The sequence below is a fragment of the Acinetobacter pittii genome (assembly GCF_022449185.1).
GTDB lineage: Bacteria > Pseudomonadota > Gammaproteobacteria > Pseudomonadales > Moraxellaceae > Acinetobacter > Acinetobacter pittii_I.
This window is the reverse complement of record NZ_JAKUKO010000007.1, coordinates 92006-106996: the sequence shown is the minus strand read 5'-3', so window position 1 is coordinate 106996 and position 14991 is coordinate 92006. Positions and strand designations below refer to the sequence as shown.

At 40.8% G+C, this 14991-nt stretch carries 12 protein-coding genes and 3 pseudogenes; 14 read left to right on the top strand and 1 reads right to left on the bottom strand.

What is annotated here, in order from left to right; all coding sequences use genetic code 11:
* The first annotated feature begins 20 nt into the window (after positions 1-20).
* The 12 genes and pseudogenes from ydhC to MKX14_RS15155 all read left to right on the top strand — a co-directional run bounded on the left by ydhC (position 21) and on the right by MKX14_RS15155 (position 10431).
* On the top strand, positions 21-731 hold the full coding sequence (ydhC, locus tag MKX14_RS15205; protein ID WP_001153627.1) for a GntR family transcriptional regulator: 711 nt from the start codon (positions 21-23) through the stop codon (positions 729-731).
* A complete protein-coding gene (gene prpB, locus MKX14_RS15200; RefSeq protein ID WP_133223996.1) occupies positions 724-1608 on the top strand; it encodes a methylisocitrate lyase in 885 nt (294 codons plus the stop codon). Before ydhC ends, prpB begins: the two co-directional genes overlap by 8 nt.
* Before the next feature lie 260 nt (positions 1609-1868).
* Positions 1869-3026 carry a bifunctional 2-methylcitrate synthase/citrate synthase gene (gene prpC / locus MKX14_RS15195; protein WP_240282850.1) on the top strand — a complete coding sequence of 386 codons (1158 nt, stop codon included), beginning with the start codon at positions 1869-1871 and terminating at the stop codon, positions 3024-3026.
* Entirely contained in the window at positions 3026-5632 is a 2607-nt protein-coding gene (gene acnD / locus MKX14_RS15190; RefSeq protein WP_240282849.1) for a Fe/S-dependent 2-methylisocitrate dehydratase AcnD, read from the top strand. Before prpC ends, acnD begins: the two co-directional genes overlap by 1 nt.
* 76 nt (positions 5633-5708) lie before the next feature.
* Positions 5709-5927 carry a hypothetical protein gene (locus tag MKX14_RS15185; RefSeq protein WP_240282847.1) on the top strand — a complete coding sequence of 73 codons (219 nt, stop codon included), beginning with the start codon at positions 5709-5711 and terminating at the stop codon, positions 5925-5927.
* 73 nt (positions 5928-6000) lie between these two features.
* On the top strand, positions 6001-6462 hold the full coding sequence (locus MKX14_RS15180; RefSeq protein ID WP_240282845.1) for a hypothetical protein: 462 nt from the start codon (positions 6001-6003) through the stop codon (positions 6460-6462).
* Positions 6463-6599: 137 nt separating this feature from the next.
* A pseudogene (locus MKX14_RS18335) lies at positions 6600-6677 on the top strand (hypothetical protein); the annotation flags it as partial.
* A 113-nt stretch (positions 6678-6790) separates the two neighbouring features.
* Complete coding sequence (locus MKX14_RS15175) at positions 6791-7390, top strand: hypothetical protein (RefSeq protein ID WP_207694094.1); 600 nt, start codon at positions 6791-6793, stop codon at positions 7388-7390.
* A 520-nt stretch (positions 7391-7910) separates the two neighbouring features.
* The gene (locus tag MKX14_RS15170; RefSeq protein WP_001983336.1) at positions 7911-8045 is read left to right on the top strand and encodes a zinc ribbon-containing protein; all 135 of its coding nucleotides are present in this window, start codon (positions 7911-7913) and stop codon (positions 8043-8045) included.
* 122 nt (positions 8046-8167) lie between these two features.
* Entirely contained in the window at positions 8168-8743 is a 576-nt protein-coding gene (locus MKX14_RS15165) for a DUF4126 domain-containing protein (RefSeq protein ID WP_240282843.1), read from the top strand.
* A 408-nt stretch (positions 8744-9151) separates the two neighbouring features.
* Positions 9152-9661 (top strand): GNAT family N-acetyltransferase, encoded by a 510-nt coding sequence (locus MKX14_RS15160; protein ID WP_240282841.1) that lies wholly within the window; start codon positions 9152-9154, stop codon positions 9659-9661.
* Between the two features lie 268 nt (positions 9662-9929).
* A pseudogene (locus MKX14_RS15155) lies at positions 9930-10431 on the top strand (NUDIX hydrolase).
* 353 nt (positions 10432-10784) lie between these two features.
* Here MKX14_RS15155 and MKX14_RS15150 read toward each other — a convergent pair.
* Positions 10785-11069 (bottom strand): hypothetical protein, encoded by a 285-nt coding sequence (locus tag MKX14_RS15150; protein WP_108008169.1) that lies wholly within the window; start codon positions 11067-11069, stop codon positions 10785-10787.
* 676 nt (positions 11070-11745) lie between these two features.
* On the opposite strand from MKX14_RS15150, the pseudogene MKX14_RS15145 reads away from it, so the two are divergent.
* Positions 11746-11961: pseudogene (locus MKX14_RS15145) on the top strand (beta-ketoacyl synthase N-terminal-like domain-containing protein); the annotation flags it as partial.
* A gap of 181 nt (positions 11962-12142) precedes the next feature.
* Positions 12143-14989 carry a type VI secretion system Vgr family protein gene (locus tag MKX14_RS15140; RefSeq protein WP_240282839.1) on the top strand — a complete coding sequence of 949 codons (2847 nt, stop codon included), beginning with the start codon at positions 12143-12145 and terminating at the stop codon, positions 14987-14989.
* The last annotated feature ends 2 nt before the right edge of the window (positions 14990-14991 follow it).

The window sequence follows — 14991 nt, the reverse complement described above, 5'->3', positions numbered from 1 at the left end:
GATTAAAAATTGTCGACAATATGCAAGATTTGACCTTCGCACCAGAGCCACTACAAAGTCAGGGAAGAACACTGACCGAGAATGTATTTAAACAAATACAGACGGCGATTGTTTTGGGTCAAATTCCGGCAGGTAGCAAAATTTCTGAGCCTGAGCTGGCACGCACTTATGGCATTAGCCGTGGGCCTTTACGTGAAGCGATTCATCGCCTTGAAGGTCAACGTTTGGTTGAGCGTACTGCACATGTGGGCGCGCGCGTGGTTTCGCTTTCACTGCAACAGTTTAAAGAGCTTTACCAGATTCGTGCGTCATTAGAAGGTTTAGCTTGCAAACTTGCGGCACAGCATATTGATAAAAAGCAAATTTTGGCGCTACGTGATGTATTACGTATGCATGCCGAAGATGAAAACTTTAAAGCAGGTAAAGGATATTACTTGCAAGAAGGGCAGGACGATTTTCACTACTGCATTATCAAAAGTAGTGGCAATAAAACCCTAGAAAAAATGCTATGTGATGAGCTCTATCATCTCATCCGCATGTACCGAATTCAGTTTTCAAACACACCCGATCGACCGAGCAAAGCTTGGGACGAACATATCCGTATTTTAGATGCAATTGCAGAAGGCGATGGTGAACTTGCCGAGCTGCTCATGCATCGACATATCAATGCTTCTTACAAAATTATTGAGCAAACACTGCTACAAGCACAAGGAGAACATAACAATGGCTAAACAATCCGCAGGTCAGCTATTTCGCGATGCCGTAGCCCAAGAAAAGCCATTACAAGTGGTGGGAACCATCAATGCCAATCATGCACTTTTGGCAAAACGTGCAGGTTATAAAGCGATTTACTTATCAGGTGGTGGTGTAGCAGCTGGTTCTTTAGGCTTACCTGATTTAGGAATCAGTAACCTTGATGATGTGTTGACAGACGTACGCCGTATTACCGATGTATGTGATCTTCCATTATTGGTCGATGCTGACACAGGCTTTGGTGCTTCTGCATTTAACATTGCACGTACTACGAAATCACTCATCAAGTTTGGTGCTGCGGCAATGCACATTGAAGACCAAGTGGGTGCAAAACGTTGTGGTCACCGTCCGAACAAAGCCATTGTGACTCAAGAAGAAATGGTTGACCGTATTAAAGCTGCGGTTGATGCGCGTGGTGATGACAGCTTCGTGATTATGGCGCGTACCGATGCGTTAGCGGTTGAAGGCCTACAAGCTGCCATTGACCGTGCGGGTGCCTACATTGAGGCAGGTGCAGACATGTTGTTCCCTGAAGCAATTACCGAGCTTGATATGTACAAGCAATTTGCTCAGAAGACTGGCGCACCAATTTTGGCAAACATTACCGAGTTTGGTTCTACACCACTGTTTACTACTGAAGAGTTAGCATCTGCCGATGTAAGCCTTGCGCTTTATCCGCTTTCTGCTTTCCGTGCCATGAACAAGGCAGCCGAAACTGTGTATGAAACCTTACGTAAAGAAGGTACACAAAAGAACGTGGTTGATATTATGCAAACGCGTAAAGAGTTATATGAACGCATTAACTACTATGCGTTTGAAGACTACTTAGACAACGCATTTGCTAAAAAGAAATAAACAAGTCCTCTTTTAAAAGAAAGGGGAAGCGATGGTCTTGGCTATCGTGAAGGCGGCATGGATGCCGCTACGTTGGACTGCGATATAGGGATATATCGTCAGACCAACAAGGATTTTTGCTTACTTTTCATCCGTGAAAAGTAAGGCGAACGGCAGGTTAAACCAAAAATTGGATGAGAACTCGGCAAGACACTGTCGCGTTTTCACCCAAGTAAAAATTGAACAAACAACAAATTCTGGTTGATATAAAGGATGATTCTATGAGCTCAAATGAAACAACAACAGGCTTCAAACCAAAAAAATCAGTTGCACTTAGCGGACAAGTTGCAGGCAACACAGCACTGTGTACCGTAGGACGTAGCGGTAACGACTTGCACTATCGTGGCTATGACATTCTTGACCTTGCGGCAGGTAGCGAGTTTGAAGAAGTTGCTCACTTGCTCGTACATGGCAAATTACCAAACAAAGCTGAACTCAAAGCATATAAAGCAAAATTAAAAGCGCTTCGTGGCTTACCAGCAGCACTTAAAACTGCACTTGAACAATTACCACCGTCTGCTCACCCAATGGACGTGATGCGTACGGGTGTTTCAGTACTAGGTTGCTTAACGCCAGAACACGAAGACCACAACGAAGCGGGCGCAAAAGACATTGCTGACAAATTAATGGCAAGCTTAGGCTCAATGCTGCTTTATTGGTACCACTTCAGCAACAACGGTCGTCGTATTGAAGTTGAAACAGATGACGACTCGATTGCAGCGCATTTCTTACATTTATTGCATGGCGAAAAACCATCTGAAGAGTGGATTCAAGCGATGCATACATCACTTATTTTGTATGCTGAGCATGAGTTCAACGCATCTACATTTACGTCACGTGTGGTTGCAGGTACAGGTTCTGACATGTACTCGGCAATTACGGGCGGTATTGGTGCGCTTCGCGGACCTAAGCACGGTGGTGCAAACGAAGTTGCATTCGTGATTCAACAACGTTACGACAACGCAGACGAAGCAGAAGCTGACATCCGTAAGCGTGTTGAAAATAAAGAAGTTGTGATTGGTTTTGGTCACCCTGTATATACAGTTTCTGACCCACGTAACGAAGTGATCAAGAAAGTGGCGCACGACTTAGCAGAAGCACAAGAGAACACCAAAATGTACCTTATCGCTGAGCGTTTAGAAGCAGTGATGAAAGAAGTGAAAAACATGTTCCCGAACCTCGACTGGTTCAGTGCAGTGAGCTACCACTTAATGGGTGTTCCAACAGCAATGTTCACTCCATTGTTCGTGATTGCACGTACAGCAGGTTGGTCAGCGCACGTGATTGAACAACGCCAAGACGGCAAAATCATTCGTCCAAGCGCGAACTACACAGGCCCTGAAAATCTTGAATTTAAACCATTGGCGGAGCGTGGTTAATGAACACAAAATACCGTAAACCGCTGGCAGGAACCCAGCTTGAATATTACGACGTGCGTCAAGCCGTTGAAGATATTCAGCCAGGCGCATACGAAAAACTGCCTTACACCTCTAAAGTACTTGCAGAGCAATTGGTACGCCGTGCCGATGCCGAGAACTTAACTGCCTATCTAACGCAGTTAATTGAACGCCGTCAGGACTTGGACTTTCCTTGGTATCCTGCGCGCGTGGTGTGTCATGACATCCTAGGTCAAACAGCTTTGGTTGACCTTGCAGGCTTGCGTGATGCGATTGCTGACAAAGGCGGTGACCCATCTAAAGTTAACCCAGTTGTGCCGACTCAGCTCATTGTTGACCACTCTTTAGCAGTGGAATACGGTGGTGCGGATCCAGACGCTTTTGAAAAAAACCGTGCTGTTGAAGACCGTCGTAACGAAGACCGTTTCCACTTTATTGAGTGGACTAAAACAGCATTTAAAAATGTCGATGTGATCCCTGCGGGGAACGGCATTATGCACCAGATTAACCTAGAGAAAATGTCTCCGGTCATTCAGGCGCGTGATGGCGTAGCATTCCCAGACACTTGCGTAGGTACAGACTCACACACACCACATACAGACGCTTTGGGCGTAATTTCTGTGGGTGTTGGTGGCTTAGAAGCTGAAAACGTGATGTTGGGCCGTGCATCTTGGATGCGTCTACCACACATTATTGGTGTTGAGTTTGTAGGTCAGCGTCAGGCAGGCATTACTGCAACAGATATCGTACTTGCTTTAACTGAGTTCTTGCGTAAAGAGCGCGTAGTGGGTGCTTACCTTGAGTTCTTTGGTGAAGGTGCTGACAGTATGTCTGTGGGTGACCGTGCAACCATTTCGAACATGACACCAGAATATGGCGCTACGGCTGCAATGTTCTACATCGACCAAAACACAATCGACTACTTACGCCTAACAGGTCGTGAAGATGCTCAAGTGGCATTGGTTGAACAGTACGCAAAAGAAATTGGCCTTTGGGCATCTGACATGACCAAAGCAGAGTACCCACGTGTACTACGTTTTGACCTATCGACAGTCACACGTAACATTGCTGGTCCATCAAACCCACATGCACGTGTTTCAACTGCGGACCTAAAAGAAAAAGGTATTGCGGGTGTTGTTGAAAACCGTTCTGATGGCTTAATGCCAGATGGTGCGATCATTATTGCGGCAATTACTTCATGTACTAACACTTCTAACCCACGTAACACCGTGGCGGCAGGTTTATTGGCACGTAAGGCAAATGAGCTAGGTTTAGTTCGTAAACCTTGGGTGAAATCATCATTTGCACCGGGTTCAAAAGCGGCTGCACTTTATCTTGAAGAAGCGGGTGTTCTAAAAGACTTAGAAAAACTTGGTTTTGGTATTGTGGCTTACGCTTGTACAACGTGTAACGGTATGTCGGGTGCGTTAGATCCAGTCATTCAACAAGAAATTATTGACCGTGACTTGTACGCAACAGCAGTACTCTCTGGTAACCGTAACTTCGATGGCCGTATCCATCCTTATGCAAAACAAGCATTCTTGGCATCTCCACCGCTTGTTGTGGCATATGCAATTGCGGGTACGATTCGTTTTGACATCGAAAAAGATGCGTTAGGTCATGACAAAGATGGTAACCCGATTTACCTGAAAGACATCTGGCCATCTGACGCTGAAATTGATGCATTAGTTAAAGAAGCCGTGAAGCCTGAACAGTTCCGTAAAGTCTACATTCCAATGTTTGACTTGGGCGAAGTTGAACAAGCGAAAAGCCCACTTTACGACTGGCGTCCGCAAAGTACTTACATCCGCCGTCCACCATATTGGGAAGGGGCGTTGGCTGCACCACGTACTTTGGCGAACATGCGTCCACTTGCGATTTTGGGTGACAACATCACTACCGACCATTTGTCGCCTTCAAATGCGATTTTGATGGACTCAGCTGCGGGTGAATACCTTCACAAAATGGGCGTACCAGAAGAAGATTTCAACTCATACGCAACCCATCGTGGTGACCATTTGACTGCACAACGTGCAACATTTGCCAACCCGAAACTCTATAACGAAATGGTCGTTCGTTCAGACGGTACCATTAAGCAAGGTTCAAAAGCGCGTGTAGAGCCAGAAGGCGAAGTAATGCGTATGTGGGAAGCGATTGAAACCTACATGAACCGTAAACAGCCGTTAATTATTGTTGCGGGTGCTGACTACGGTCAGGGTTCAAGCCGTGACTGGGCTGCAAAAGGTGTGCGCCTTGCAGGTGTTGAAGCGATTGTGGCAGAAGGTTTTGAGCGTATTCACCGTACTAACTTGGTGGGTATGGGCGTGTTACCGCTTGAGTTTAAACCAGGTGTAAACCGCAAGACTTTAAAACTAGATGGTACAGAGCTTTATAGCGTGATTGGTAATATTGCGCCGCGTTCGACTTTAACTTTGGTTATTGAACGTGCCACAGCGGATGGTAAAGAAGAGATTCTTGAAGTGCCTGTGACTTGCCGTTTAGATACAGAAGAAGAAGTTTCTGTATATGAAGCGGGCGGTGTATTACAGCGTTTTGCGCAAGACTTTTTAGAAGGCCAAGTGGCTTGATACTTTAGTTAAACATTATTGATATTGTTCAGAAAAAGCCCTATCTTGATGATGGGGTTTTTTGTTGAGAATAATAGTGGAAAGATATTTAGATTTAGATGGTGACTCTGGCGTTTTTGCATATGAAATTGGTGATACGTATATAAGAGTGCAGTTTGATAGAACCTTTAAAATTTATACTTATAGTTATCGAAGTGCGGGCGCTAGCCGAGTCGAAGAGATGAAACGATTAGCTAGAAATGGAGATGGTCTAAATTCTTATATTATGAGATACACTAAAACTTTATTTGAATAATTTAATTATTAGAATTCGATAAAAGTATTCAGGGCAAGAGTTTTTAATATTAATTTTTGGGCTAAGTACAAATATGTCTGTTAAAAATATTTTTGAAAAAATTGAGTTATTAAATAAGGCTGTAATTGATTATTACGAAAAATTAAATGAACATAGTATCTGGTTGTTTATTTCAACAATGGGTTGGATAGGTATTCCTAATGAGCAAAAGTTTATAAAGATATTAGCATTTATAGGAATTATTCTTTTCTTTTTCTACTATATTTCAAACTCTGAGTTATGGAAAAAGACAGGAGAGTTATCGGAAGAGGGAAAAAATAAGCCATTTAAGAAACTGATTTTTAAATATAAAAATGAGGTTGAGCGAAGTGATTTGTCAGTAGATGAGAAAAGTGAAGCCTTAAATAAGTTAGTTGATATTGAAAATAGATATTTTAATTTTAAAAAGAATGGAATTAAGATTATTTGTAATAATTATTGTTTCTTTTTTGCAATGTTTTTTTTAACTGTAGTATGTATTAATTCAATGTGGTGAGTTTGAAAATGACAAATAACTATTAATATAATAAATAATTTTGATAAATAAAAAAACGAGATCCCGTCGGAATTTTTTGTATTTGGTTACTAGATACAACATCTGTTATATCTCACGATCCTGATACTTAAATGTATTTGGATACAGAAGAAGTTTCTGTATATGAAGCGGGTGGTGTATTACAGCGTTTTGCACAGGACTTTTTAGAAGGCTAAGTGGCTTGATATTTTGTATGTAAATTATTGAAGTTTAAAAAATACCATCTTGATGGTGGGGTTTTTATCACTATATAAATACTTCTTTGTTGATAAAGATATGGAATAGAATTATGAGTATCGGCGCATCTGTGCTATCTGGATTAATAAGTGGATTAATAGCTTCAGTCGTAACTGTTGTTGTAACATATGAGATTACATTCAAAAGAATCGAAGAGCCTAAGTTAATATTAGAAAAGAAAAAGGTCGCAATTGAAGCAAATAAACAGATTTTATTGCTTATACCAAATGTGATGACAAAATGTAGAGCTCAACCTATTGATAGATTTACTTTAAAAATAGCATGTAATAATAAAAACTTAGGACAATATCATGTGGAAGTTAAAATAAATGATAAAATACAATTAGCTAATAAAAATGATATTTCTGAGACAAGATATAATGGTGGTTTTGATGTAAGTTTTCCGGATGAAAAAAATAGTTATCTATTACCTCCAAATTCTGAAGGTGATTTATGGTTTTATATAAAATTTAATAAAAAGAAATATCCTAATGGGCTGATATTTGATGATACTATTTCATTAGTTGATTTTGATTATTTAACATATGAATCTGCCCGAAGTTTTATAACTCAGCAATTTCCAGAAACTCAATCCATGGCATTAAATTTATCAAAAAGAAGTGAAAAGATATTTGTATATGTCTACAAATGACGATATGCACTAGGATGTTTCCTATTCAATTATTTGTAGGGTAGAGATTTAAATAGATTTTTCCGAATTAGAGAAAATTTTATAAAATATTTTGGCTTTTTCATTGCTATTACCAGTCAAAAAGTCAATAAATAATCAAAGTTAAAGCAAGAACAGGCGCATAGTCCTCTATAGGTTTAGCCTAAACATCATTTTAAATATCAATAAAAAAGCCCGACATCCTGTCGGGCTTTTTCGTATTTGGTTGCTAGATATGACTCCTGTCGTATCTCACGATCCTGATGCATGAACCTATTATTGTTGTTTTATGTTCCGGAACATCCTGTTCCTGTATGAACTCATCATAGAAAAAAAGCAGGGGACAGCCAATCCGCTAAATCCCTAAATCTGTGTAAGATAAATCGTACAAATAACATTTTTTGCATTTATGCCATCATCATCGGGCGAAATGGACAATTGACATTCACTTTAAGTGGGTTATATTCCTGTTTAATATATATACGATTATAGGAATGTAATCATGGTAACAGCTGGCGAAAAACCCGGAACAGGCTTCTATTTCTGTGCTCAGTGCGGTCATAGAGTGTTTTTAGAAATTAATACCGACCCTTTACCACCTTGCACGAAATGCTACTGCACGCAATTTAAACGTTAAGAATGAAATAATATTTGCGTTCGCATTTAACAAAAAGCCCTGTCACCTGATGGGGCTTTTTGTTAATTTAAAAATAAGACTTACATAACAAGACCCGTGATGGGCATGAAAAGGAAACCGTTATGGAAACAATATTGGGTTTATGTATTGGTGTGGGCCTGAGCGCTGCCTGCGGTTTTCGGGTGTTTGTGCCGCTACTGGTTATGAGTATTGCCACCATGATGGGATGGTTCGAGCCATCAAAAGGCTTTGAGTGGTTAGCTCTGCCATCGGTGTGTTTGGCTTTAGGTGTGGCAACGGTGTGTGAAGTCGCAGCTTACTATATCCCGTGGGTCGATAATGCCTTAGACACAGTCGCAACCCCTGCGGCGATGATCGCGGGTACGCTCACCACGATGGCTGTAAGTAGTGGAGAGATGTCTCAGTTTGCCAGTTGGGCAGCAGCGATTATTGTCGGTGGTGGCACGGCAGGTGTGGTGCAAATGAGTACCGTTGCTGCACGTGGTGTTTCAACTGCAACCACGGGTGGCTTAGGGAATTTTGTTGTCGCGACAGGTGAATGGATTGGAGCGATCTTACTTTCAGTTTCGGCCATGTTAGTGCCCGCGCTTGTTGCGGTAGTGGTGCTGATTGCGGTTATTTTAGCGGTACGTTGGATTCGCCATAAAAAGCAAGAACAGGCGCATAGTCCTCTATAGGTTTAGCCTAAACATCATTTTTAAAGAGCAATAAAAAAAGCCCAACATCCTGTTGGGCTTTTTCGTATTTGGGTACTAGATATGACCCCTGTCGTATCTCACGCTCCTGGTGCTTGAACCTATTATTGTTGTTTTATATTCCGGAACATCCTGTTCCTGTATGAGTTCATATTAGGAAAAAATTGGTAAGTCGCCAATCCGCAAAATCCCTAAAAGTTTGTAGGTTAAAACGTACATTGAAACATGGTGTAGGGCATTTTGTAGTTACCACGGGAGGCGAATAGAGGGGGCTTACTTTTATATCTAATCATTTAAGATGTTAAGAAGAATAAGAGTTGCTATTGATAACAATATGTTATGTTTAAGTTTGGTTGTAAAAAGAACAATTTTATCGGGAGTAATAAATAAATGACCGTTATGTTGGTAAAACCTCATTTAAGATTTAAAGAGAGCTATAACAACTATATTAATGAATTAGCAGATGAAGATCGTTACCCTTTGACAACGGAGTTTGACCATACAAATTTTGAATCATTTTTGAATAAATTGAGAGATTATGAAAAAGGGGAATCCCTAGAAGAAGGGCATGTTCCCAACATTACATATTGGTTAGTAGAAGGTAATGAAATTATTGGCGCGTCTAACTTACGACTTAAACTCAATGAACAGATTGAATATTGTGGTGGACATATTGGTTTAGGTATTCGTCCTTCTAAACGTGGAATGAATTTTGGCTCGAAATTGTTAGAGCTTACAATTCAGGAGGCATGGAAGTTAGGCCTAACGGAGTTACATATACATTGTTATAAATCTAATTTAGCTTCTGCAAAAACCATTCAGGCAAATAATGGTCGCCTTCACTCTGAAATTACTCTCAACCAAGTAGTTCAAAGGTATGTTGTGAATAAAACAGTATAAGAATTTTCTTTTAGGTTATTTTTAAATGGCAATAAAAAAAGCCCGACATCCTGTCGAGCTTTTTCGTATTTGGTTGCTAGATATGACTCCTGTCGTATCTCACGCTCCTGGTGCTTGAACCTATTATTGTTGTTTTATGTTCCGGAACATCCTGTTCCTGTATGAGCTCATATTAGGAAAAAAGCGGGAAGTCGCCAATCCGCAAAATCCCTAAAAGTTTGTAGGATAAAGCGTACATTCAGAAATGATTTAACTTTTTAAAGTGAATATGAATAATAGCCACCTTATGACTTCAAGAAAAAAATCAAATGCGCATTAGAAAATCTTCAAGACTATTAGTTCTTAATGAAAATCATCAAACTTTGTTATTTCAGTTTACTCATAAAAATGATGCTTTGGCTGGACAATCATATTGGGCAACCGTAGGTGGTGGGCTTGAAGAAGGGGAAACCTTCAAGCAAGCAGCTTGCCGAGAGCTTTATGAAGAGTTAGGCGTAGTCAGGCAAAATGTAGGGAATCATGTTGCAACACGCAATTTTGAAATGATGTTACCGAGTGCGGAAATGGTGATTTCTGAAGAAAGGCTTTTTATTGTTTTTATTAAAAATGAAGAAGTGAATACAGCAAACTGGTCAGAACATGAAAAGCTTGTGATTAGTAAAAGCCGTTGGTGGACGTTTGAAGAGCTAAGCCAAACAGATGAGATTGTTTATCCAAACAACATTCCTAATATTCTTGCAGATAGCCTACCTGAGATTTTTAATCCCTAGAATCTTCCAATATTCAGATATAAAAAAAGCCCGACGTCCTGTCGAGCTTTTTCGTATTTGGTTGCTAGATATGACTCCTGTCGTATCTCACGCTCCTGGTGCTTGAACCTATTATTGTTGTTTTATGTTCCGGAACATCCTGTTCCTGTATGAGTTCATATTAGGAAAAAAGAGGGGTGTCGCCAATCCGCAAAATCCCTAAAAGTTTGTAGGTTAAAACGTACAAGATCGCTTTCGATATATATTATTTTGCATTCAAATTAGGCCCCTGTGCCACAACAGACTTTAATCTTTTGCGCTGATTTAAAGTAATAAACCATTGCGGCACAGAGATAAAGAGCTAAGCCAAACGCTTAGCCCATACTACTTTTGTCACACCGCTGCATGACGCTAAAGAAAGTAGGGGCAAAGTCCCGTGGGAGAACAGGACTTTGCAAACTGACATGTTCTAGCTGCTGCATCAGCTTGGGTGAGTAGGTTTGTTCAAGTCGCTGGTAAATACATTCGCAACTGGTTTTGGTGTGTCTACCTGACAGGCAAATTTTTTCAAACTCCTGCTGAGTGTGTAGGTTACAACCCGAAATACCCAAACTACCTAGAACCAAACTTAAAGCCAAAATAGGTTTATAAATTGTCATATTATTCTCATAATGATTTATATCTATGTGTAGAATAAAAATATAATTAGTTTGAAGTTTAAAATAATTTTTAGGTAATAATTAATCCTCCTATGTATATAGGAAAATAAAATAACTAAAATTTAAAATAAAAATAATTTATGAATTTAAAAAATAGACAATAGAAAACCTAAATTTTAAATAAATAAAATGATTAAGCAGAAGAGGAAATAAATTTGAAAAGTGTCATAGTCAACTCCTTATAATTTATGGAGCTCTACCACCAGATCACCGTCAATTGATTATGGTGGCAGAACGAATGGGGGTTGACAGACTGGACTCGTAGAACCAGCACGCGCGGGGCGTCCCCCATCCGTCCTACCGCAAAGAAAAGGGGACGCAAGGGTCTAACGACTTATAGTAGAACTATAATCCGCCACGAGTTACGGTCTGTCAAAACCGTCTGGCAATGTAGGCCAGCAACGAGATAATAATCGGTGATTTTAATTACGTCAATTTAATATTTAAAATATTTTTGATTTAATAATAAAACTAAATGTATTTTTAAAATAAAATATTATTATTAACTTTTTATTTATATTCGATGAAAAAATAATAAATATAGAAATATTTTGCCAGTTCTAAAAAAAGAACTTGATTGTTAAAATCTATTTTTGTCGTTTTTATAGAGATAAGAATGGAACGTGTTGTAATAACAGGTATGGGAATAAATTCCTGTATTGGAAATACATTAGAGAAAGTAACCGATTCCTTAAAAGCAGGTCGCTCAGGCATTCGCTATAACGATGTTTATGCAAAACTGAATTTTCGGAGTCACGTGAGCGCCACTGCCGAAATGGATTTTGAAAATATTGATCCAGAATTAAAAAAACACATGGGCGTTTGTGCCATGTCTGGTTGATTTATAGTGTTTTAAAATGATCTGATTTTACGGTTTAAATACCTATTTAATAAGAAATTAACCTAAAATTGCATATTTAGACTAGTTACATTTTGAAAATGAGTATAGATAGACAGATTAGTCTTTTTTTAATTAAAATGCGGCCTAAATATAAGTTTGATTGATAATAAAAATGCAGATGAGTGTGTCGAGTATATTGGAGCGTTTAGGCCTTGTTTCACAAAATCGCGCTGTTCATATCCAATTCTCAAATCAGTCTTTAAATCAGCAAGTCTTCTTGCAACGCATCGAGGGCGAACATACGCTCAACCAAGGTAGCGTTGCTGAATTACTGTGTCTATCGACCAACGCGCACATTGCATTAAAACAATTTATTGGCTGTCAGGTTGCCGTCGATCAGATCACTGACACAGGTCAGTTCTTTAGAACTACAGGTATTATTACCGAAGCGAGCCAAGGGCAAAGTGACGGCTCACTCACCATTTATAACTTAAGCTTAAAAGACCCGACTGCACTCTGGCATAAACGCCGTAATAGCCGCGTGTTCATGAATAAAAGCGTGCGCGATATTAGTGAAATTCTATTTAAGGAATGGCAGGGAAAAAGCCCGTTATTTGCCTCAAGCATAACGCTCGACACAGCAGGCTTAACGAAAGAATACGATGTGCGTCCATTTGTGATGCAGTCAAACGAAAGCGATTATGACTTTTTAACCCGTTTGTGGCGTAGTGAAGGCATTAACTGGCTGGTCGATGAATCGCAACTTTTTGTCGCTGACCCAAATGCTTCTATTCAGCCACAGGTGTTACGTTTAATTGACGATAACCAAAATTATCAAGCGCTTGAACGCCGTAGCCTACGTTACCAGCGCAGCAGTGCCACAGAACAGTTCGATACCATTACCCAAGTCAAGGCAGAGCGCCGCTTACAACCGACTTCTGTTCATGTGCAACGCTGGCAAGCCGATGCGCTGCAACAAGAAGAAGGCAGTGGCAGCGTACAAGGCACTCAAAAGCACAGCGAACACTATGACAATGCCAGCCTAAACCTTGAAGATGCATGGCACGTCAGTCCCGCTTGGATGCAAGACTTAAACGGTGAAGACCAAGCCACCGCTTCAGGCAATAGCCAGATTGAACAGCTTAACCAGCACATTAATGCTTATCATCACCTAAGTTCGAAACTATTTACTGTTTCAGGTAACATCCGTGATGCACAGGTCGGTTACTGGTTTGCACTCAATGACCATCCTGAACTCGACCAACATGACAGTGCCGATAAAGAGTTCTTAATCTTAAGCAAGCATTACTATAACCAGAATAATTTACCAAAAGAATTACAACAGCAACTTGAGCGCCTATTACCAAAAGACAAGCTCAAGGCAGCCGAACTCGACAGCCAAAATACTGAGCAGCGCCACTATGCTGAACTCAATGTCGTTCGACGCAACATACAAGCTGTACCTGAGTATAATCCGCTAGAGCACCGACCAGCCGCTTACCCACAGCGCGCTAGAGTAGTGGGGCTGGAAGGCGAAAGTATTCATGTCGACCAGTGGGGACGCATTAAGGTCCGCTTCCTGTTTACCCGAGCTGATGATCATAGCCATGACGGTGGAGCGGGAAGTAACGACAATGACACCGACTCCGCTTGGGTGGATGTGCTCACCCCTTGGGCAGGCGCGGGTTATGGCGCACGCTTCTTGCCTCGCGTGGGTGAGATTGTTGTCATCGATTTCTTTGACGGCAATATTGATCGCCCGTTTGTGGTGGGTCGTATTCACGAAGCTGAACGGCATCCAACGCAGTTCGACCAGAAAGGCCAGCTACCTGACACTAAAAAACTCAGTGGCATCCGCTCAGAAGAAGTCGACGGTAAAGGCTTTAACCAGCTCCGTTTTGACGACACGACAGGGCAAATCAGTGCCCAGTTACAAAGTAGCCATGCGGCCAGCCAGCTCAACTTGGGTAACTTAAGCCATCCAAAAGACAAGGCGGAAAGCGATGGTCGTGGGGAAGGTTTTGAGCTACGAACAGACCAATGGGGCGCGGTTCGAGCGGGAAGTGGGTTACTGATTAGTACCCATAAACAAGACCAAGCTCAAGGTGTACACCTTGATGCAAGCGAGGCCAAGCAACAAATCGAAGGCGGCCTTAACAATGCCAAGGCACTCAGTGAAGTTGCTAAAAATCAGCAAACTGACCCGTTAGAAAATTTAGAAAACCTAAAATCTTTTATTGAAAAACTTGAGCAGCAAGACAACGCAAAAGCCAAAACCTTTAAAGAAGCGATTATGCTGCTGGCGAGTCCAAATAGCATCGCGCTAAGCAGTAACGAAGACATTCACCTAAGTGCAGATGGGCAGCTCAACCAAACTGCTGGAGACAGTATTAACCTGTCTACCCAAAAGAATTTAATCGCGCATGCCCAAAATAAAATTAGCCTTTTTGCGGCGCAAGAAGGGGCAAGACTATATGCCGGTAAAGGTAAAGTTGAGATACAAGCGCAAGGTGACGGAGCAGATTTAATTGCTCGTAAAGCGGTTCAGGTGATTTCGACTGAAGACAAAATTGAGGCGACAGCAGCCAAAGAAATTGTACTCACCGCAGGCGGCTCTCAAGTCAAAATTACTGGTTCTGGCATTTTTATGACCACAAGTGGCAAGTTTGAGGTGAAAGCTGGGCAGCATTTGTTTATGGGGGGCGGGAGTGCGAATGCTAATGTTCCTGCATTGCCTAAATTGGAGTTTGCTCAATCTCCGTATTCTGCTCAATATCAATTATTTAAAGCAGATGGAAGAAATTTCCAAGGATATAAATATTTTATCCATGATTCAAAAAATAATTTAATAAAGCAAGGTATTACTGATAATCAAGGTCTTACTGAACAAGTAGTGACAGAGAGTAAAGAAAGAATCATAGGTTATAAATCTGTAATGAGAGAAAGTGAACGTATTACTGAGAATTGGGAAGCAAAGTTAGAACAGGTAGCTAATAAAATGAGTTCAGTAGGAAAATAATT